The sequence below is a fragment of the Burkholderia metallica genome (genome assembly GCF_001718555.1).
Lineage (GTDB): Bacteria > Pseudomonadota > Gammaproteobacteria > Burkholderiales > Burkholderiaceae > Burkholderia > Burkholderia metallica.
Window position 1 is genome coordinate 67,767 of the sequence record NZ_CP013403.1, and the last position, 17,586, is coordinate 85,352.

Annotated in this window: 18 protein-coding genes and 2 pseudogenes; 11 read left to right on the plus strand and 9 right to left on the minus strand. The window is 65.2% G+C overall.

The genetic code is table 11. The features are described 5' to 3' along the window. Positions 1 to 47: 47 nt before the first annotated feature. Complete coding sequence (epsC, locus tag WJ16_RS20160; protein ID WP_069258884.1) at positions 48 to 968, plus strand: serine O-acetyltransferase EpsC; 921 nt, start codon at positions 48 to 50, stop codon at positions 966 to 968. A 35-nt stretch (positions 969 to 1,003) separates the two neighbouring features. Here the strand turns inward: epsC and WJ16_RS20165 are convergent, their stop codons facing one another. The 3 genes from WJ16_RS20165 to WJ16_RS20175 all read right to left on the minus strand — a co-directional run bounded on the left by WJ16_RS20165 (position 1,004) and on the right by WJ16_RS20175 (position 3,465). Continuing rightward, positions 1,004 to 1,807 carry an SDR family oxidoreductase gene (locus tag WJ16_RS20165; protein ID WP_069258885.1) on the minus strand — a complete coding sequence of 268 codons (804 nt, stop codon included), beginning with the start codon at positions 1,805 to 1,807 and terminating at the stop codon, positions 1,004 to 1,006. Beyond that, a complete protein-coding gene (folE, locus tag WJ16_RS20170; protein WP_069258886.1) occupies positions 1,807 to 2,439 on the minus strand; it encodes a GTP cyclohydrolase I FolE in 633 nt (210 codons plus the stop codon). The genes WJ16_RS20165 and folE overlap by 1 nt, the downstream gene beginning before the upstream one ends. Before the next feature lie 99 nt (positions 2,440 to 2,538). Further along, the gene (locus WJ16_RS20175) at positions 2,539 to 3,465 is read right to left on the minus strand and encodes a LysR family transcriptional regulator (protein WP_069258887.1); all 927 of its coding nucleotides are present in this window, start codon (positions 3,463 to 3,465) and stop codon (positions 2,539 to 2,541) included. Positions 3,466 to 3,581: 116 nt separating this feature from the next. Here WJ16_RS20175 and pobA point away from each other — a divergent pair, with 116 nt between their 5' ends. The 7 genes from pobA (at position 3,582) to WJ16_RS20210 (ending at position 10,542) form a co-directional block, all read left to right on the plus strand. Continuing rightward, positions 3,582 to 4,814 (plus strand): 4-hydroxybenzoate 3-monooxygenase, encoded by a 1,233-nt coding sequence (pobA, locus tag WJ16_RS20180; RefSeq protein ID WP_069258888.1) that lies wholly within the window; start codon positions 3,582 to 3,584, stop codon positions 4,812 to 4,814. 141 nt (positions 4,815 to 4,955) lie between these two features. Next, a complete protein-coding gene (locus tag WJ16_RS20185) occupies positions 4,956 to 5,672 on the plus strand; it encodes a 3-oxoacid CoA-transferase subunit A (protein WP_069258889.1) in 717 nt (238 codons plus the stop codon). 19 nt (positions 5,673 to 5,691) lie between these two features. Then, positions 5,692 to 6,348, plus strand: coding sequence for a CoA transferase subunit B (locus tag WJ16_RS20190; protein ID WP_069258890.1), 657 nt, complete (start codon positions 5,692 to 5,694; stop codon positions 6,346 to 6,348). Between the two features lie 88 nt (positions 6,349 to 6,436). Next, positions 6,437 to 7,795 carry a 3-carboxy-cis,cis-muconate cycloisomerase gene (locus WJ16_RS20195; protein ID WP_069258891.1) on the plus strand — a complete coding sequence of 453 codons (1,359 nt, stop codon included), beginning with the start codon at positions 6,437 to 6,439 and terminating at the stop codon, positions 7,793 to 7,795. A gap of 14 nt (positions 7,796 to 7,809) precedes the next feature. Further along, a complete protein-coding gene (gene pcaD, locus WJ16_RS20200; RefSeq protein WP_069258892.1) occupies positions 7,810 to 8,595 on the plus strand; it encodes a 3-oxoadipate enol-lactonase in 786 nt (261 codons plus the stop codon). A 10-nt stretch (positions 8,596 to 8,605) separates the two neighbouring features. Beyond that, a complete protein-coding gene (gene pcaC, locus WJ16_RS20205; RefSeq protein WP_006480129.1) occupies positions 8,606 to 8,992 on the plus strand; it encodes a 4-carboxymuconolactone decarboxylase in 387 nt (128 codons plus the stop codon). A gap of 191 nt (positions 8,993 to 9,183) precedes the next feature. Further along, the gene (locus WJ16_RS20210) at positions 9,184 to 10,542 is read left to right on the plus strand and encodes an MFS transporter (RefSeq protein ID WP_069258893.1); all 1,359 of its coding nucleotides are present in this window, start codon (positions 9,184 to 9,186) and stop codon (positions 10,540 to 10,542) included. A gap of 57 nt (positions 10,543 to 10,599) precedes the next feature. Here the strand turns inward: WJ16_RS20210 and WJ16_RS20215 are convergent, their stop codons facing one another. The 3 genes and pseudogenes from WJ16_RS20215 to WJ16_RS33530 all read right to left on the minus strand — a co-directional run. Beyond that, positions 10,600 to 10,848 (minus strand): hypothetical protein, encoded by a 249-nt coding sequence (locus WJ16_RS20215; protein WP_069258894.1) that lies wholly within the window; start codon positions 10,846 to 10,848, stop codon positions 10,600 to 10,602. A 107-nt stretch (positions 10,849 to 10,955) separates the two neighbouring features. Further along, positions 10,956 to 11,573, minus strand: a complete 618-nt coding sequence (locus WJ16_RS20220; RefSeq protein ID WP_069258895.1) for a LysE family translocator — start codon at positions 11,571 to 11,573, stop codon at positions 10,956 to 10,958. 371 nt (positions 11,574 to 11,944) lie between these two features. Further along, positions 11,945 to 12,070: pseudogene (locus tag WJ16_RS33530) on the minus strand (integrase core domain-containing protein); the annotation flags it as partial. On the opposite strand from WJ16_RS33530, the pseudogene WJ16_RS35620 reads away from it, so the two are divergent. From WJ16_RS35620 to WJ16_RS20235, 3 genes and pseudogenes are all read left to right on the plus strand, one after another. Beyond that, a pseudogene (locus tag WJ16_RS35620) lies at positions 12,058 to 12,234 on the plus strand (hypothetical protein); the annotation flags it as partial. The pseudogenes WJ16_RS33530 and WJ16_RS35620 overlap by 13 nt on opposite strands. Before the next feature lie 374 nt (positions 12,235 to 12,608). Then, complete coding sequence (gene thrS / locus WJ16_RS20230) at positions 12,609 to 13,817, plus strand: threonine--tRNA ligase (protein WP_076606047.1); 1,209 nt, start codon at positions 12,609 to 12,611, stop codon at positions 13,815 to 13,817. Positions 13,818 to 14,038: 221 nt separating this feature from the next. After that, positions 14,039 to 14,740, plus strand: a complete 702-nt coding sequence (locus tag WJ16_RS20235; RefSeq protein WP_167375389.1) for a gamma-glutamyl-gamma-aminobutyrate hydrolase family protein — start codon at positions 14,039 to 14,041, stop codon at positions 14,738 to 14,740. A 123-nt stretch (positions 14,741 to 14,863) separates the two neighbouring features. On the opposite strand, the gene WJ16_RS20240 is transcribed toward WJ16_RS20235, so the two are convergent. From WJ16_RS20240 to WJ16_RS20250, 3 genes are read right to left on the minus strand one after another with little or no spacing between them, the layout of a single operon-like run. Continuing rightward, positions 14,864 to 15,595: a polysaccharide deacetylase family protein gene (locus WJ16_RS20240; protein ID WP_069258898.1), complete on the minus strand. Its 732-nt coding sequence runs from the start codon at positions 15,593 to 15,595 to the stop codon at positions 14,864 to 14,866. A 21-nt stretch (positions 15,596 to 15,616) separates the two neighbouring features. Continuing rightward, positions 15,617 to 16,177, minus strand: a complete 561-nt coding sequence (locus tag WJ16_RS20245) for a hypothetical protein (protein WP_069261047.1) — start codon at positions 16,175 to 16,177, stop codon at positions 15,617 to 15,619. Between the two features lie 5 nt (positions 16,178 to 16,182). After that, positions 16,183 to 17,328 carry a glycosyltransferase family 4 protein gene (locus WJ16_RS20250; RefSeq protein ID WP_069258899.1) on the minus strand — a complete coding sequence of 382 codons (1,146 nt, stop codon included), beginning with the start codon at positions 17,326 to 17,328 and terminating at the stop codon, positions 16,183 to 16,185. Positions 17,329 to 17,586 lie beyond the last annotated feature (258 nt).

A 17,586-nucleotide genomic window follows, 5' to 3' on the forward strand; every position in this document is an offset into this window, starting at 1 on the left:
ACTTTATTGGCGGCCGTGCGACCGAGCGCGGCCGCTTGCATTGGCATATGTCGACATCACCCGCCCGTCAGTGGGGCCTTGAAGAAATCGTTGCCGGCTTGCGCGAGTCGCGCGAGGAACTCCATCGCACGCGCCATCCGCGCGGCATCCGCGAACTGCCGTCGCGCGATGCGATCTGCAAGATTGTGACCGGCCTGCGCGCGTCGATGTTTCCGACGCACTACGGTGCGCCCGATCTGACCGACGAAAGCGTCGATTTCTATGTCGGCCACACGCTCGAAAGCACGCTGCGCATCCTGTCCGAACAGATCCGCCGCGCGCTGCCGTTCCTGCCCGAGCATGCCGATACGCCGTTCGCCGAACTCGACGAACGCGCGTTCGAAATCGCCCGCGAATTCGGCCGGCAGTTGCCGGCGGTCCGCGCGCTGCTCGTCAGCGACATTCAGGCTGCGTATGCGGGCGATCCGGCCGCGCAGCACATCACCGAGATCCTGCTGTGCTACCCCGGCGTGCTGGCCATGATGCATCACCGGCTCGCGCATGCGCTGCACCAGCTCGGCGTGCCGCTGCTCGCGCGGTTCATCAATGAAATCGCGCACTCGGCCACCGGCATCGACATCCACCCGGGCGCGCAGATCGGCCCGAGCTTCTTCATCGACCACGGCACCGGAGTGGTGATCGGCGAGACGGCGATCATCGGCGAGCGCGTGCGCGTGTACCAGGCCGTCACGCTCGGCGCGAAGAGTTTCCCGGCCGATGGCGAAGGCGCGCTGGTGAAGGGCAATGCACGCCACCCGATCGTCGAGGACGACGTGGTGATCTACGCGGGCGCGACGATTCTCGGCCGCGTGACGATCGGGCGCGGCTCGGTGATCGGCGGCAACGTGTGGCTCACGCACAGCGTGCCGGCCGGCACGAGCGTCGCGCAGGGCAAGGTACGGGAAGGCGGCAGCGCGGAGAAGCCGTAACGCGGCGGCGCGCCCGGTTCGCGCGGGCGCGTGCGTCAGTGCTTGCTGTCGGGCGCGCGGTGCTTGTACAGCACGTCCTGGTCGACGCGGATCAGGTTCTGCCCCGCATCGACGACGAAATCCACGCCGTTGTATGCGTTGCCCGTCAGCATCAGGATCGCGCTCGCGACGTCGTCGGGGCCGGCGATGCGCGCGAGCGGCGTCGATGCGCGGCTCGCGTGCTCGAAGTCGGCCTGCGTCTGGTCGTCGCTCGGCAGCATCAGCCCGGGGAACACCGCGTTCACGCGCAGCACCGGCGCGGACGACAGCGCGAGCATCTGCGTGAGGTTGCCGAGCGCGGCCTTCGCGACCGTATAGCTGAAATGGTCGCGGTGGAAGTTTTCCTTGATCTTCTGGTCGACCACGTTCACGACGACCCCCTGCGTGCCGGCCGCGCGAGCACGTTCGTAGAACGCGCGCGTGAGCAGGATCGGCGCGCGGCAATTGACGGCCCACGCCTGGTCGAATGCCGCGAGGTCGAAGCTCGGGAAGTGGTCCTGCCAGAACACCGACGCGTTGTTGACCAGCACGTCGAGGCGCCCGAAGCGCGCATACACCTGGTCGATCAGCGCGGCGATCTGCGCCGCATCCGACAGGTCGGCCTGCAATGCAGCCGATTCGTGCCCACGCTCGGCGATCGCGCGGGCGGCCGCCTGCGCGGCATCGGCCGAACGGTCGTAATGCACGGCGGTGCGATAGCCGTGCGCGGCGAAATACTCGGCGAACGCGCGCCCGGCCCGGCGCGCGGCGCCGGTCACGAGCACGACGGGCGCGTGCGCCGTTTGCTTCGTCTGCTCCATCAGGTATTCGTCAGGTTGACCGAGGAAGGATTCGCGACGATCGACAGGAATTCGCGTCGCGTCGACGGATCGGTGCGGAACGTGCCGAGCATGCGCGACGTGACCATTTCGACGCCCGGCTTGTGCACGCCACGCGTCGAGATGCACTGGTGCGCGGCTTCGAGGATCACGCCGACGCCCTTTGGCTGAAGCACGTCGAACAGCGTGTCGGCGATCTGCACGGTCATCTTTTCCTGGATCTGCAGGCGCTTCGCGAACGCGTCGACGAGGCGGGCGAGCTTCGAGATGCCGACCACGCGATGATTCGGCAGATACGCGACGTGCGCGCGGCCGATGATCGGCACCATGTGATGCTCGCAGTAGCTCTCGAAGCGGATGTCCTTCAGCACGATCATCTCGTCGTAGCCGTCGACCTCGCTGAACGTGCGCGCGAGGATGTCGCGCGGCTCCAGCGCATAGCCGGCGAAGAACTGCTCGTACGCGCGCACGACGCGGGCGGGCGTGTCGAGCAGGCCTTCGCGCGCGGGATCGTCGCCGGCCCAGCGCAACAGCACGCGCACGGCGTCTTCGGCTTCTTCACGGCTCGGCCGGGATGCGGCGGGCTCGGGCCGCGCGGACTTCTTCTTACCCATGTTGTAGTGGCTCCATCGAAGGCCGCGAGCGGCGGCCGATATCCGGGCATTGTTTCATGGTTTCGCGGGGCGTGTGTACGGGCCGCCGCTCATCGTTCGTCACTTCGGCCATTCGTCCTGCTCGTCGTTGAACAGCGACGCGACGACGCCGCGCAGCCACGCGAGGCGCGGGTCGTTGTGGTACTTGCGATGCCAGTGCTGCTTCAGGTCGAAACGCGGCAGCGCGAGCGGCGGCTCGACGGGCACGATGAACGCGTGCTCGGCCGCATACGCATAGCCGATCGCGTGCGGCACCGTCGCGATCAGGTCGGTGCGGCTCAGGATGAACGGCAGGCTCATGAAGTGCGGCGTCTCGAGCACCGCGCGGCGCTGCATGCGCTGCTTCGCCAGGTATTTCTCGAGCACTTCCTGGCTGCGGCCTTCCGCACGCACCACCGCGTGCCCGCACCCGAGGAACTGCTCGACCGTGAACGGCGGCGCCTGCTCGAACGGATGGCCGCGCCGCATCAGGCACACGAACCGGTGCGTGAACAAGCGCTGCTGGAAGAAGTTGTTGCCGTCGAGATCGGGGAAGTAGCCGACCGCGAGATCGATCGACCCGGCTTCGAGGCCGCGGCCGACTTCGTCGTGCGCGAGCGAGACCGAACGCAGGTTCGCGTGCGGCGCGCGCGTCGCGAATGCCTGCAGCAGTTTCGGCAGGAACACGATCTCGCCGACGTCCGACAGCGCGATCGAGAACGTATGCGTGCTCGCGGCCGGGTCGAAGTCGTGCGGCGCGACGAGGCCGCGCTTGATCTGCGCGAGCGCGTCGCGCGCAGCCGGCAGCAGCGCGAGCGCGCGCGGCGTCGGCTCCATCCCGCGCGACGTGCGCACGAACAGCGGATCGCCGAAATAGTCGCGCAGCCGGCCGAGCGCCGTGCTCACGCGCGGCTGGCTCACGCCGAGCAGGTCGCCCGCGCGGCTGACGTTGCGCGTGTCGTCGAGCGCGACGAGGTAGGGAATGAGGTTCAGATCGAGCGCTTCCATCGCCGGGCCAGTATCTTCAAAACGTATACAACATATCTCCTGAATCGCGTTGCCGCATAGTCGGGAAAGCGCTCAAATGTGTTCCATTACTCGAACCAATGTTCAGGAGACGAACAATGCGCACCCAAGTCGCGATCATCGGCGCCGGTCCGTCCGGCCTTCTGCTTTCCCATCTGCTGCGCCTGCAAGGCGTCGATTCGATCCTCGTCGAAGCGCGTTCCCGCGAATACTGCGAGAACCGCATCCGCGCCGGCGTGCTGGAGCAGGGCACCGTCGACACGCTGAACGAAGCCGGCCTCGGCGACCGGATGCGCCGCGAAGGGCTCGAACACCACGGCATCGAGCTGCTGTTCTCGGGCCAGCGCCATCGCATCGATCTGTCCGCGCTGACCGGCGGGCGCGCGATCACCGTCTACAGCCAGCACGAAGTGGTGCGCGACCTGATCGCGGCCGGCGTCGAGCATGGCCACGCGATGCATTTCGAAGTGAGCGACGTGGCGCTGCACGATGTCGAAAGCGAGCACCCGTTCGTCACGTTCAAGCACGCCGACGGCCGCGAAGACCGCATCGACTGCGACTACATCGCCGGCTGCGACGGTTTCCACGGCATCGCGCGCCAGACGATTCCCGCCGAGCGGCTGAACACGTTCGAGCGCGTCTATCCGTTCGCATGGCTCGGCATCCTCGCCGACGCCGCGCCGTCGCTCGACGAACTCGTGTACGCGCATCACGACAACGGCTTCGCGCTGTTCTCGATGCGCTCGCCGACGGTCACGCGCCTGTATCTGCAGTGCAAGCCCGACGAGGATCTCGCCGAATGGTCCGACGCACGGATCTGGGACGAACTGCACACGCGCTTTTCGAACGACACCGGCTGGACGCCGACAGAGGGCCGGATCACGCAGAAGAGCGTGACGCCGATGCGCAGCTTCGTGTCCGAGACGATGCAGCATGGCCGCCTGTTCCTCGCCGGCGACGCCGCGCACATCGTGCCGCCGACCGGCGCGAAGGGGATGAACCTCGCGGTGGCCGACGTCCGCGCGCTGTCCCGTGCGCTCGGCGCGCGCTATCGCACCGGCGATACGGCGCCGCTCGACGCGTATTCGGCAACCTGCCTCGAACGCGTGTGGCGCGCCGAGCACTTCTCGTACTTCATGACGAACATGCTCCATGCGTCGCCGGACGACTCGCCGTTCGTCAATCGCCTGAAGTTTGCCGAGCTGAAATACGTGACGCGCTCGCGGGCCGCCGCGCAGTCGCTCGCCGAAAACTACGTCGGGCTGCCGTTCGACGACGCGACGCCCCCCGAGGCAACCCGCCTTGACAACGCGCTGTGCGCGACTCTATGATCGGCCATCGTTCGCTAATCGAATCTAGGTTCGAATGGCGAACAAAACCGGAGTCGACATCGGCCCCGGCGCGGCACGCGGCACGCGCGTGTCCCCTCGACAGGCCGCGCATCGAGCCGCGGGTTCGTATCAGGAAGAGACATGGTCAACAAGATTTTCGAATCGCTTCAGTCGGCGGTGGCCGACATCCACGACGGCGCGACAATCATGATCGGCGGCTTCGGCACGGCGGGCATGCCGTCCGAGCTGATCGACGCGCTGATCGAACAGGGCGCGCGCGACCTGACGATCGTCAACAACAACGCGGGCAACGGCGAAACCGGCCTCGCGGCGCTGCTGAAGGCGAAGCAGGTGCGCAAGATCATCTGCTCGTTCCCGCGCCAGAGCGATTCGCAGGTGTTCGACGGGCTGTACCGGGCGGGCGAGATCGAGCTGGAACTGGTGCCGCAGGGCAACCTCGCGGAGCGCATCCGCGCGGCGGGTGCCGGCATCGGCGGCTTCTTCACGCCGACCGGCTACGGCACCAAGCTCGCGGAAGGCAAGGAAACGCGCGTGATCGACGGCAAGCCCTACGTGTTCGAGACGCCGATCCACGCCGATTTCGCGCTCGTGAAGGCATACAAGGGCGATCGCTGGGGCAACCTCGTGTATCGCAAGACCGCGCGCAACTTCGGGCCGATCATGGCCAGCGCCGCGAAGGTCGCGATCGTGCAGGTGTCGGAAGTCGTGCCGCTCGGCGCGCTGAACCCGGAACACATCGTGACGCCGGGCATTTTCGTGCAGCGCATCGTCGAGGTGCCGCAGGCCGCGCACGCGGCCGAGCTGGCTGCCGAACACGCTACGTCCCACGCCGCCTGACCGCCCGAGGAGCATCCAAATGAAACGACTGACCCGCGATGAAATGGCCAAGCGCGTCGCCCAGGACATCCCCGAAGGCGCGTACGTGAACCTCGGCATCGGCGTGCCGACGCTGGTGGCGAACCACCTCGATCAAACCAAGGAAATCTTCCTGCACAGCGAGAACGGCCTGCTCGGCATGGGCCCCGCGCCCGCGCCCGGCGAGGAAGACGACGAACTGATCAACGCCGGCAAGCAGCACGTGACGCTGCTCACCGGCGGCGCGTATTTCCACCATGCGGATTCGTTCGCGATGATGCGCGGCGGCCACCTCGATTACTGCGTGCTCGGCGCGTTCCAGGTGTCGACGAGCGGCGACCTCGCGAACTGGCATACGGGCGCGCCCGACGCGATTCCGGCGGTGGGCGGCGCGATGGATCTCGCGATCGGCGCGAAGCAGGTGTTCGTGATGATGGAGCACCTGACGAAGCAGGGCGAGAGCAAGATCGTCGCGCAGTGCTCGTATCCGGTCACCGGCGTGCAATGCGTGAGCCGTATCTATACCGATCTCGCGGTGCTCGACGTGACGGCCGACGGCCTCGCGGTGAGCGAGATCTTCACCGACCTGTCGTTCGACGAACTTCAGAAGCTGACCGGCGTGCCGCTGATCGACGCGACGCGCAAGGCCGCCGCCTGAACCGCCGGCGTGCCGGCGCATGCGCTCGCGCGCATCCCGGCACGCTTGGGTGGACAATAGGCGCACGCCGTTTCCCCAATCAGATGCCATGCTCGAAGACAGCGCCCGCCTGACCTCCCTCATCTGCGGCACCGAGCCGCTCAACCGGATCTGGTCGCCCCGCGCGACGATCCAGCGGATGCTCGACGTCGAGGCCGCGCTCGCGCGCGCGCTCGCCGCGCATCAGGTGATTCCCGCCGCCGCGGTCGCGCCGATCGAGCGCGCGTGCGACGCCGGCCGGCTCGACGCCGATGCGCTCGCGCACGGTGCGGCGCTCGGCGGCAATCTCGCGATTCCGCTCGTCAAGCAGCTGACCGCGCAGGTGAAGGCCGACGACCCGGAGGCCGCGAAGTTCGTCCACTGGGGCGCGACGAGCCAGGACATCATCGATACGGCCACCGTGCTGCAGCTGCGTGACACGCTCGACGTGCTCGAACCGATGCTCGACGAAGCCTGCGCGTCGCTCGCGGCGCTTGCGCGCACGCATCGCGCGACGCCGATGATCGGCCGCACGTGGCTGCAGCAGGCGCTGCCGATCACGCTCGGCCTCAAATTCGCGCAATGGCTCGATGCGCTGCTGCGCCATCGCGCGCGCTTCGCCGAATTGCGCGCGCGTGCGCTCGTGCTGCAGTTCGGCGGCGCGGCCGGCACGCTCGCGAGCCTGCGCGAGCAGGCGGCCGGCGTCACCGCCGCGCTCGCGGCGGACCTGCAACTCGCGGCGCCGGCCGTGCCGTGGCACACGCAGCGCGACCGCATCGCGGAAGCCGCGTCGTGCTTCGGGATGCTGACGGGTACGCTCGGCAAGATCGCGCGCGACGTGTCGCTGCAGATGCAGACCGAAGTCGGCGAGCTCGGCGAGCCGGCTGCCGCCGGCAAGGGCGGCTCGTCGACGATGCCGCACAAGCGCAACCCGGTCGGCTGCGCGGCGGTGCTCACTGCCGCGGTTCGTGCGCCGAGCCTCGTTGCGACCGTATTCGCCGGCATGGTCCAGGAACATGAGCGCGCACTCGGCGGCTGGCAGGCCGAATGGGATGCGCTGCCCGACCTCGCGCGCCTGACCGGCGGCGCGCTCGCGCAGATCGCGCAGATCGTCGCGGGCCTCGACGTCAACACCGAACGCCTCGCCGCGAACCTCGGCCTGACGCGCGGGCTGATTCTCGGCGAAGCGGTGATGCTCGCGCTCGGCGACAAGATCGGCCGGCTCGATGCCCATCACGTCGTCGAACATGCGTCGAAGGAAGCCGTGCGCACGGGCGCGACGCTGTTCGACGTGCTCGCGGCCGATCCGACCGTGACCGCACACCTGTCGCGCGACGCGCTCGCGCGGCTGCTCGATCCCGCTCATTACGTCGGCGAGGCGCAGGCCTACGTCGACGCCGTGCTCGCGCTGCATGCGGGCGCGCAATAACCAGGAGAACATCGATGCCTTTCGCCACTGTCAACGGCGTGAAACTGCATTACCGGATCGACCGGGCCGCGCGCGACGATGCGCCGTGGCTCGTCTTCTCGAACTCGCTCGGCGCCGACCTGCAGATGTGGGCGCCGCAGATTCGTCCGCTCACGCAGCACTTCAACATCCTGCGCTACGACACGCGCGGCCACGGCCATTCCGACGCGCCGGCCGGTTCGTACACGATCGACCAGCTTGCCGGCGACGTGATCGGCCTGCTCGACCACGTCGGCATCGAGCGCGCGCATTTCTGCGGGATCTCGATGGGTGGGCTGACGGGCGCCGCGCTCGCCGCACGCTTCCCGTCGCGCATCGTGCGCGCCGTGCTGTCGAATACCGCCGCGAAGATCGGCTCGCCCGAAGTGTGGGCGCCGCGCGCGCAAAAGGCGCGCGCCGAAGGGATGGCCGCGCTCGCCGACGCCGTGCTGCCGCGCTGGTTCACCGACGCGTTCGTCGAGCGCGAGCCGCGCCTGTTCGACGCGATCCGCGACACCTTCGTGCACACCGACAAGGACGGCTATGCGGCGAACTGCGACGCGTTGAATGCCGCCGACCTGCGCGAAGAAGTGAAAGGCATCGCGCTGCCGGTGCTCGTCGTGACCGGCGCGACGGACATGTCGACGCCGCCCGACCAGGGCCGCGCGCTCGCCGCCGCGATTCCGGGTGCGCAGCACGTCGAATTCGACGCCGCGCATATTTCGAACATCGAGTGCACCGACGGCTTCAACCGCGCGCTGCTCGATTTCCTGAACGCGTGAGGTAACGGCAATGGACGACCAGGAACGTTACGAAGCAGGGATGAAGGTGCGCCGCGCGGTGCTCGGCGACGCGCATGTCGACCGTTCGATCGAGAATCGCACCGAGGTGACCGACGAATTCCAGAACCTGATCACGCGCTATGCATGGGGCGAGATCTGGACGCGCGACGGCCTGCCGCGCCATACGCGCAGCCTGCTGACCATCGCGATGATGGTGGCGCTGAACCGTGGCGAGGAACTGGCGCTGCATCTGCGCGCCGCACGCAACAACGGCGTGACGCGCGACGAGATCAAGGAAGTGCTGCTGCAGACCGCGATCTATTGCGGCGTGCCGGCCGCGAACTCCGCGTTCCATCTCGCGGACAAAATCTTCAAGGAGCAGGATGCGGCCGGTTGAGTGCCGGGCGTATACCGATCCTGATTCGAGGCCCGCTGACGGTTGGCGGGCCGTCGATATCGAATGATCGTGCCGGCAGCGCATCGGCGCGTGAACAGAAGAAAGGCGCGGCTGGGAGGCCGCGCTTCTTGCATCTATATTGGTGTTGCATGGGACTGGCGTTACAACGCCGGCCGACAAGGAGACTAGCGATGAATCGCACACCCGTGGTCGATGTCCAGACCTTCATCAACGAGCAGCCGTTCGGCGGTTTTCAATGGCTCGTGTTCCTCATGTGTTTCGTGATCGTGCTGCTCGACGGCTTCGATACGGCCGCGATCGGCTTCATCGCGCCGTCGCTGCTCGGTGAATGGAACCTCACCAAGCCCGATCTCGCACCGGTGCTGAGCGCCGCGCTGTTCGGCCTCGCGTGCGGCGCGCTCGTGTCGGGCCCGCTGTCCGACAAGCTCGGGCGCCGCTCGCTGCTGCTCGGCTCCGTATTCCTGTTCGGCATCGCGTGCCTGATGTCCGCGTTTTCGACGACCATCGGACACCTGACGATCCTGCGCTTCGTCACCGGCGTCGGGCTGGGCGCGGCGATGCCGAACGCGGTCACGATGATGGGCGAGTTCTGCCCGGACAAGCGCCGCGCGACCGTGATCAACCTGATGTTCTGCGGCTTCCCGCTCGGCGCCGCGTTCGGCGGTTTCCTCGCCGCATGGATGATTCCGCATTTCGGCTGGCGCAGCGTGCTGATCCTCGGCGGCGTGACGCCGCTGCTGCTCGGCGTGCTGTTGCTGCTGAAGATGCCGGAATCGGTGCGCTTCATGGTCGCCAACGGTCACGCCGTCGACAAGGTCCGCGCGACACTCGCGCGCATCTCGCGCGATGCGCTGAACGCAGGCTCGTTCGCGATGACCGAAGCCGCGCCGCAGACCGGTAGCAAGGGCCTCGGCGTCGTGCTGTCGCGCCCGTACATCGTCGGCTCGGTGATGCTGTGGATCGCTTACTTCATGGGGCTCGTGATCTTCTACGCATCGATCAACTGGATGCCGATCCTGCTGAAAGATGCCGGCCTGGCGCCGAAGAGCGCGACGCTGATCTCCGCGCTGTTCCCGCTCGGCGGCGTGGGCGCGGTGCTGTGCGGCGTGCTGATGGACCGCTTCAACGCGAACCGCGTGATCGCCGTGTGCTACGCGCTGACGGCAGTGAGCGTCTATGCGATCGGGCAGGCGGCCGGCAACGTCGGGCTGCTCGTGCTGGTCGTGTTCGTGGCCGGCGTGTTGATGAACACCGCGCAATCGTCGATGCCGGCGCTCGCCGCTGCGTTCTATCCGACCGAAGGGCGCGGCACCGGTGTCGCATGGATGCTCGGCGTCGGCCGATTCGGCGGGATTGCGGGATCGTTCCTCGTCGCCGAGCTGACGCGCCGGCATTTCACGTTCGCCGGTGTGTTCGCGACGATTGCCGTCGCGGGCCTGCTCGCGTGTGTCGCGCTGCTGATCAAGCAGATGGCGCGCCCGCATGGCGTGGCGCAGCCGGCAGGCAAGATCGAATCGCTCGGGCATTGAGCGAACGCGGGCCGGTGCGACGCGCCGGCCCGCCGATGCGGCGGCCGTTGGCTGCCGCTATTCCTCCGCGTCGTGTTCCTTCACGAAGTTGCGCAGATACGCGCGCAGCGCGGCCTCCCGGCTGCGATGATCGGCGAGGTTCGCGGCGCCCATGTCCTCCTCGTCGCCGAACATCGTCGGCGGCGCGCAGTAGACGCCGATCTCGATGTCCTCGCGCAGCACGCGAATCTCGTGCGTGAGCGGGTGATACTCGGCAATCCAGTGCATGCCCTCGATGTGTTCGCCGGCCCTCAGCTGTGGCTTCATCGGTACTCTCCCGGCAGCGGCGGCGCAACCGGGGAAGCGGTTGCGTGCGCCCATGCCGAAAGGGTACGCCTGCGTCGGATGAATCTCAACGGGCGCGCGGTGAGCGCTCACTGCGGCAGCAGGTGCGCGACGAGCGGGTACAGCGACAGGATCAGCAGCACGGCCATCGTCACGTTGAAGATGCGCAGCGCGCGCGGATTCGACAGGAAGCGGCGCAGGCCGAGCCCGAACGCGGCCCACAGGCAAATGCACGGGAAACCGATCAGGATGAACACGACCGCCATCCATGCGGCGTTCATCCCGTAGTCGGCGGACAGGCGGATCGTCGTCGCGGCCGTCAGCACCATCATCCAGGCTTTCGGGTTGACCCACTGGAACGCGGCGGCTTCGGTGAACGTCATCGGCCGCGGCTTGGCGCCGTGCGCCTTTACCTCGCCGGACGTGCCGATGCGCCACGCGAGATACAGCAGGTACACCACGCTCGCGGCTTCGAGGATCGTATACAGCAGGGGCAGGCGCTTGAACGCTTCGCCGAGGCCGAACCCGACGCAGAGCATCAGGATCGCGACGCCGATGCTGATGCCGAACAGATGCGGCATCGTGCGGCGGAAACCGAAATTGACGCCGGAGGCGAGCAGCATCGTGTTGTTCGGGCCGGGCGTGATCGACGTGACGAGCGCGAAAAGCATGCCGGCGGGCAGCGCGCTGAGTGTGAGGAATTCCATCGCGAAGGCTCCATTCGTGTTCGAGGCTGGGATGGAATCAGTGTAGCGACGGTTTTCTGTACAGTACCGGTACGGTTTGATGGATGGATGCCGGTACGGGGAAGGAGGGCGGCGGGGAGATTTCTTTCGTAGATGTTGGTGTTGTCTCTCAGAAAAGATGTCCGCAGTCTCAATAAGTTGTCTTTGAATAATTGGCTACCGCCCACGTGTAAGGGATGCGATCCATATCCACAGCCTGAAAATGATCGGAGAATATTTGACGATGGTGGCATATGACGCAATGTTTGAACGACGGTGTCAGATCGACGTTGGCGCATCGGAGGCACTCATTCGTCATTCCTGGAGTTGCCCCTGTAATACCGGACACAGCGTCACACTAAGGTTGCTGAATCCATCGAGCGCCGGAACTCGCGAGGCGAGCGGTATTTCAGCGAGCTATGGGGATGCTTCTCGTTGTAATGGTCGAACGCGATGGCCAAGTTGCGTGCAGCAGTCGCTCGCGGTCATCGCGACCCTCATCGGCGCGTTCGCCGCGCACGAGATCGATCTTCGCGAACTCATTGAGCAAACGGCAATCGAGGCAAAGAGACCGAGAGGCTGCCATATGAATTTTCGGAAAAATAAATCGTGGGCCACCGAGGTTGCCTCCTGGGGTCAGTGATCGCCTTTGCTGACAGCTCACAACTTCCAGTCCATGATTAAAGCCATAATTTGTTTAATTTAACGAAAATTTCATTATGATTTCCGCGCATTTCATTTATTTTTCCGTTTGAGGATTATTAACGAATCATGGAATTTTGACGCCGCATCTGGATTCGAATGTTTTGTTGACAGACGTTGGCAGGTTGACTAGATTAGCCACATGAACGCACTTTTCGTTACGACTACCACGACCACCACCACGACCGCCAACGGCGGGCCGGGGGGAGGTTGCATGCCGTAAGTTAGTGCCTCAAACCATCCCCAAGCCCCGCCGGAAACGGACGGGGCTTTTTTGTGCTCCGTCGACCGGTATCAATGTCAATGGAGAACATGATGGACGATTTCGATCACCGAGTGCTCAGCAACAAACTCGATCTGTTTCATCAGCAGGATGAAAGTCCGGGCGCCGTCTTCTGGCATCCGCGCGGTATGGTTCTTTACCGGGTCGTCGAGGAATACATCCGAGTCCGGATGCGTCAGGCGGGCTTTTCTGAAGTGCGGACCCCTCAGATCGTCTCGCGCGATCTCTGGGAACAGAGTGGTCATTGGGAGAAATTCGGGCGAAACATGTTTTCTCTCGAGAGTGACAACAATCCGTACTGTCTCAAACCGATGAGTTGTCCGTGCCATGTGCAGGTTTTCAAAAAAGGCAGTCGGTCGTACCGCGATCTCCCAATCCGATATTCTGAGTTTGGGGCGGTCCACCGGGCCGAACCGTCCGGGGCGTTGCATGGCCTCATGCGTGCCCGTGCGTTCACGCAGGACGACGCTCACGTGCTTTGCATGCAGGATCAGGTCGAGGTTGAAGTCGCACGATTCTGTGTGTTGCTGAAGACGATCTATGCAGACTTCGGATTTGGCAAATTCGATGTGGCTTTGTCGACGAGGCCGGCGGTCCGCGCGGGTGACGATGCGGTCTGGGATCGCTCGGAAGCGATGCTGGCGTCCGCTGCGCGCGCGGCAGGTCTCGATTTCGCGATCCAGGCAGGAGAAGGGGCATTCTATGGTCCCAAGCTCGAATTTCATCTGCTCGACCGCCAAGGGCGAAAGTGGCAGTGCGGGACGATCCAGCTCGATTTCGTATTGCCGGAACGGCTCGGTGCGTCATATGTCGCAGAGGACGGTGCGAAGGCAACGCCCGTCATGTTGCACCACGCGATCCTAGGAAGCCTCGAACGGTTCATCGGTATTCTTCTCGAACACTACGAGGGATGGTTGCCGACCTGGCTGGCACCGGACCAGATTGTCGTTGCGAACATCGGGAAAGATGACCGCGCATTTGCCGACAACGCGGCGTTCGCCTTCGAAGACATCGGCTGTCGGGTGTTGAGGGATTTCCGCGTCGAGCGCCTGCCGCGCAAGATCTTCGATGCAAGGGAACTGGCCGCTCCGATCGTCGCTATAGCAGGACGCAAGGAGGCGCTGGCTGGGGAGGTGTCGTTGCGAATGAGGGATGGGGAGCAGCACGTTCTGACGATCAACGATGCGCTCGCGTACCTCAAGCAGCATGCACGTGTCCCGTCTGCGACGCGGGTGTTCTGATCCGGCGACAGGGCCGTTTCCTGCTATCGCAGGCGGATAGAGGGCACCTTGGGAATTCATCGAATCGACTCACGAAAATAACTTGATCAGTAATTCTAAAAATTATGAGAGAAGCCAGCGAACGCGTCATTCTATGGGCCGAAGGATGTCGTGAGTCCGCATCGTGTCGGTGCCGTGAGCGGATGCTTGAGAGGGTGTTCGAGATCGGCAGTTGCACTTGCATGGACGAACTGGGCGGGATGCTGGTCGACATTGGACGGCTGGCGGGATTCGACCATGTCTGTTACCAGGACTATCGAATGACGGGCGGGACACTGAAGAGCGGCCGCACACTGTCGAACTACCCGGAGGCGTGGTTGTCCCGTTATCGGGAGCGGGCTTATCTGATGATCGATCCGATCGCGCAGCATGCGATGTCGTCGTTGGCACCGCTGATCTGGTGCGACCGGATCTTCGAGACAACTGAACAGCGCGAACTTCGAGACGGAAGTCGCCTGTACGGGGCGTTCGAGGAGCGCTATCGGGACGCTCATGCGGTCGAGCTGGTGAGCGGAGGCTGGCTTGACGAAGTGATTCGGACAATGTCGCCGGATTGTCGGCGCGCTCATGTGAACTCGTTGCATGGGCAGGGCATTGCCGCCCTGGCGAACGGATTGAGTGTCGATGCATATGCCGACGACGGCACCATTGAGGCGGTATCGCATATCAGGGCGCCGATCTTCGGTGTGCAGTGGCATCCTGAGTGGTATGTGCGGGATAGCGTGCTGAACCGTGCGGTCTGGGCACGGTTCGGTCGCGAATGTGCAGCTTATTTTCGCCGTCGATTCGACGCCCGGTCCTGTCGGGACACGCCGACGCGGGCGGGCAACATTCCCAAAGACGACTTTTCTGGGAATATCGGAGGCCACGGACATCTTTTCTGAGACGAAGGGCAGGCAGGCTTCTCAAAAAAGATGTCCGAGCCCTTGATCTCTCTAGGGGGCCAACGACACCTTTTCTGAGAGCCCACAAGTGTGTGGTCTCTCAGGAAGATGGGTTCTGCCGCACTACCCGCGCTTCCGAACCCGCGCCTTCGCGCACTTGAACCACAGCCGTACCGCACCGACACCGCCCGCGACCGGAATCCGCGGCAACAGGAATCGGTCGTCGTATGCATCGGCGCAACCGCGCCAGGTCGTCGTCGCGTTGCCGTAACCGGCGGCGGCGACCTGGTCGCGCACGCGCGGGTCCAGATCGCCATACGGGTAGCAAAACGATTCGACGTGCTCGCCGCTCAACGCCTCGAGCCGTTGCTTCGATTCGACGATCTGCACCTCCGACACATGCGCCGGCACGTGCGACAGCGCGACGTGATCGAGCGTATGCGAGCCGATTTCGTGGCCGTGATCGCGCCACGCGAGCATGTCCGCGTGCGTCATGAGCGGCGCGCGCGCGGTATCGGCTCCCGCATCCCAGTCGTTCTCGCCGCCGAACCGGCCGGCGACGAAGTAGCAGGTCGCGGTGAAGCCGAGCTCGTCCAGCACGGGCATCGCGTGCGTCAGCACGTTCAGAAAGCCGTCGTCGAACGAAATGCCGAAGACTTTCCCGCTGCGCTCGCCGCGCAGGTACGGCTGCAGTTCGCGCACGCTCAGGCCGCGGTAGCCGAGCCGGCTGAACAGCGTCATCTGGCGGCGGAATGCGTCGGGCGCGACGCTCAGGCCGCGCAACCGGTCGGACGGCGGCGGCAGCGTGCGGATCTGGTGATACATCAGGATCGGGTAGCGCGTGGCGTGCAGCATGAGCGGATCGCGGGAGGAGAACTACGCGGCCTTGCGGAAAATCCGCAGGGTCTTGAAGTCGCCGACTTCGGCGAAGTCGGCATTCGCCGCCCATTGCGCGATGATCGGCTCGGCCTTCCGGTACGCCGACGAGCCCTTGTAGAACAGCAGGTGTCCGTCGCGCGCGGTATGGCGTGCGAACAGGTCGAGCACGTCCGCGTCGGTCTTCGCGCCGTAGCGGCTGTTGGTCTCGTCGCGGAATTCGCACAGATGGAACAGCGTGACGACGTCGAACGCCGGCAGCAGATCCGAATTGCTCGTATAGATGTCGCCGAAATACGCGAGATAGGTCTTGCTCACTTCCGGCTGCCGCGTGACGAGCTCGACGTACGACTTGTATTCCTTCGGCGACGCGGTCACGCCGAACACCGTGTTGTTCAGGTGCGGCCGCGCGCATTCCACGCCCACGTGGTGATGGCCCCCGGTGCCGAAGTGGTAGATGCGGATGCCGCTGAGGCGCGCGGCTTCCAGCCATTCGACGAAATGCACGTCGCACGGGCACTCCTGCGTGCGCAAGTCCCAGTATTTCTTCCAGATGTTCATTGCCATCAAACGGACCTCAAGGATGTCACCCGACGATACGGGTTGTGTCGAATCGATTTCTGATAAACGGACAGCGTCGCGTCGACGAATCTTTCGAACGAGAACTCGCGCTTGCCCTTCAGCCGCGCGCTGCGTCCCATCGCGCGCACGCGCGCGGGATCGCGCACGATGTCCCGCAGGATCGCCTCGATCGCTTCGGGTTCGCGCGGCGGGACGACCCAGCCGTCCACGCCCGGCTCGACGTTCTCGGGCAGCCCGCCCACGCGCGTCACGATCGCGGGGCAGCCGAGCGACATCGCTTCGCGGCACGCATACGACAGGCTCTCGTGGTACGACAGCACGAACGACACGTCGATGATCGAGAACGGCGCGCGTACGTCGTCGAGCCGGCCGGTGAACGCGGTGCGCGACGCCATGTGGTGCCGCGCGAGCTGCTCGCGTTGCTCGCCGGACGGCTCCGCGCCGACCAGCAGCACGCGAAACCGCTCGCGCTCGTGCTCGGGCAAGCGGCCGAGTGCCGCGATCAGGTCCATCCAGCCTTTTTCCGGCGCCGTGCCGGCGCTGCTGCCCAGCACGATCGCGTCCGCGCCGGCCGGCCCGAACAGCGCGGCCTTGCGGCGGCGGATTTCGTCGTCGGCCAGGCGTTGCGCGGCCTGACGGCGCACGCCGTGCTTGACGACCGTGACGTTGCCGTACGGCGAGCGCAGCGCGAGCATGCCCGCCACGTAATCGCTGACCGCGATGGTGTGGTCGGTTGCCAGCCGCGCGCGCAGCACGTTGCCGAAGCTGTCGGCGCGATAGGTGTTGTGCTTGGTGAGCACGACGGCCGGCCGATACCGGCAGCCGAGCAGCGCGAGCATCACCTGCCGGTGATCGGCGGACCCGTTGACGTGGACGACGTCGAAGCGCTCGTCGACGATCAGGCGGCGCAGCCGGACGATTTCGTGGCACAGCCGGTTCCAGCGCGGCTTGAATTCCATGTCGAAAATGGCCACGTCGGGGCTGTCCTGCAACAGTCGCGACAGGCGGCTGCCTTCCGGCGACGCGACGGTCACGCGATGATGCCGGCTCATCGCGGCAGCGAGATCGCGGACGTAGGTGTCCTGGCCGCCGCCGTAGTCGCCGTGGAAGTTGGTATACAGAATGTTCATCGCGATGCCGCCGTTACTCGCGGATTCATTTGCAGGACTCCTGAGAAAATGAATGCGTCAATCTGTTGAAAGTCGTGACTCGGGCCCGCTTCCGCGTGGCCGACGCATGATCGCGCAGCGACGCCGGGGCATCGTGGTAACGCGAATCGTTTCCAAATATTACAGAGTGATTACGCGTCGTAGTGTCGAGGTCTGCGCATCTTTGTGAGAATGTGTCGCGATCGCTCGCGGTGTCGTTACGCGCAGCACATCAACGGC

Coding starts and splice junctions, on each gene's coding strand:
- WJ16_RS20175 (WP_069258887.1), bottom strand. CDS start 3,465: ATGGAAGCGCTCGATCTGAACCTCATTCCCTACCTCGTCGCGCTCGAC.
- WJ16_RS20235 (WP_167375389.1), top strand. CDS start 14,039: ATGGACGAACTGGGCGGGATGCTGGTCGACATTGGACGGCTGGCGGGA.
- WJ16_RS20195 (WP_069258891.1), top strand. CDS start 6,437: ATGCTCGAAGACAGCGCCCGCCTGACCTCCCTCATCTGCGGCACCGAG.
- WJ16_RS20250 (WP_069258899.1), bottom strand. CDS start 17,328: ATGAACATTCTGTATACCAACTTCCACGGCGACTACGGCGGCGGCCAG.
- WJ16_RS20245 (WP_069261047.1), bottom strand. CDS start 16,177: ATGAACATCTGGAAGAAATACTGGGACTTGCGCACGCAGGAGTGCCCG.
- pobA (WP_069258888.1), top strand. CDS start 3,582: ATGCGCACCCAAGTCGCGATCATCGGCGCCGGTCCGTCCGGCCTTCTG.
- epsC (WP_069258884.1), top strand. CDS start 48: ATGTCGACATCACCCGCCCGTCAGTGGGGCCTTGAAGAAATCGTTGCC.
- WJ16_RS20185 (WP_069258889.1), top strand. CDS start 4,956: ATGGTCAACAAGATTTTCGAATCGCTTCAGTCGGCGGTGGCCGACATC.
- pcaC (WP_006480129.1), top strand. CDS start 8,606: ATGGACGACCAGGAACGTTACGAAGCAGGGATGAAGGTGCGCCGCGCG.
- pcaD (WP_069258892.1), top strand. CDS start 7,810: ATGCCTTTCGCCACTGTCAACGGCGTGAAACTGCATTACCGGATCGAC.
- WJ16_RS20165 (WP_069258885.1), bottom strand. CDS start 1,807: ATGGAGCAGACGAAGCAAACGGCGCACGCGCCCGTCGTGCTCGTGACC.
- WJ16_RS20215 (WP_069258894.1), bottom strand. CDS start 10,848: ATGAAGCCACAGCTGAGGGCCGGCGAACACATCGAGGGCATGCACTGG.
- WJ16_RS20210 (WP_069258893.1), top strand. CDS start 9,184: ATGAATCGCACACCCGTGGTCGATGTCCAGACCTTCATCAACGAGCAG.
- WJ16_RS20190 (WP_069258890.1), top strand. CDS start 5,692: ATGAAACGACTGACCCGCGATGAAATGGCCAAGCGCGTCGCCCAGGAC.
- WJ16_RS20240 (WP_069258898.1), bottom strand. CDS start 15,595: ATGCTGCACGCCACGCGCTACCCGATCCTGATGTATCACCAGATCCGC.
- thrS (WP_076606047.1), top strand. CDS start 12,609: ATGGACGATTTCGATCACCGAGTGCTCAGCAACAAACTCGATCTGTTT.
- WJ16_RS20220 (WP_069258895.1), bottom strand. CDS start 11,573: ATGGAATTCCTCACACTCAGCGCGCTGCCCGCCGGCATGCTTTTCGCG.
- folE (WP_069258886.1), bottom strand. CDS start 2,439: ATGGGTAAGAAGAAGTCCGCGCGGCCCGAGCCCGCCGCATCCCGGCCG.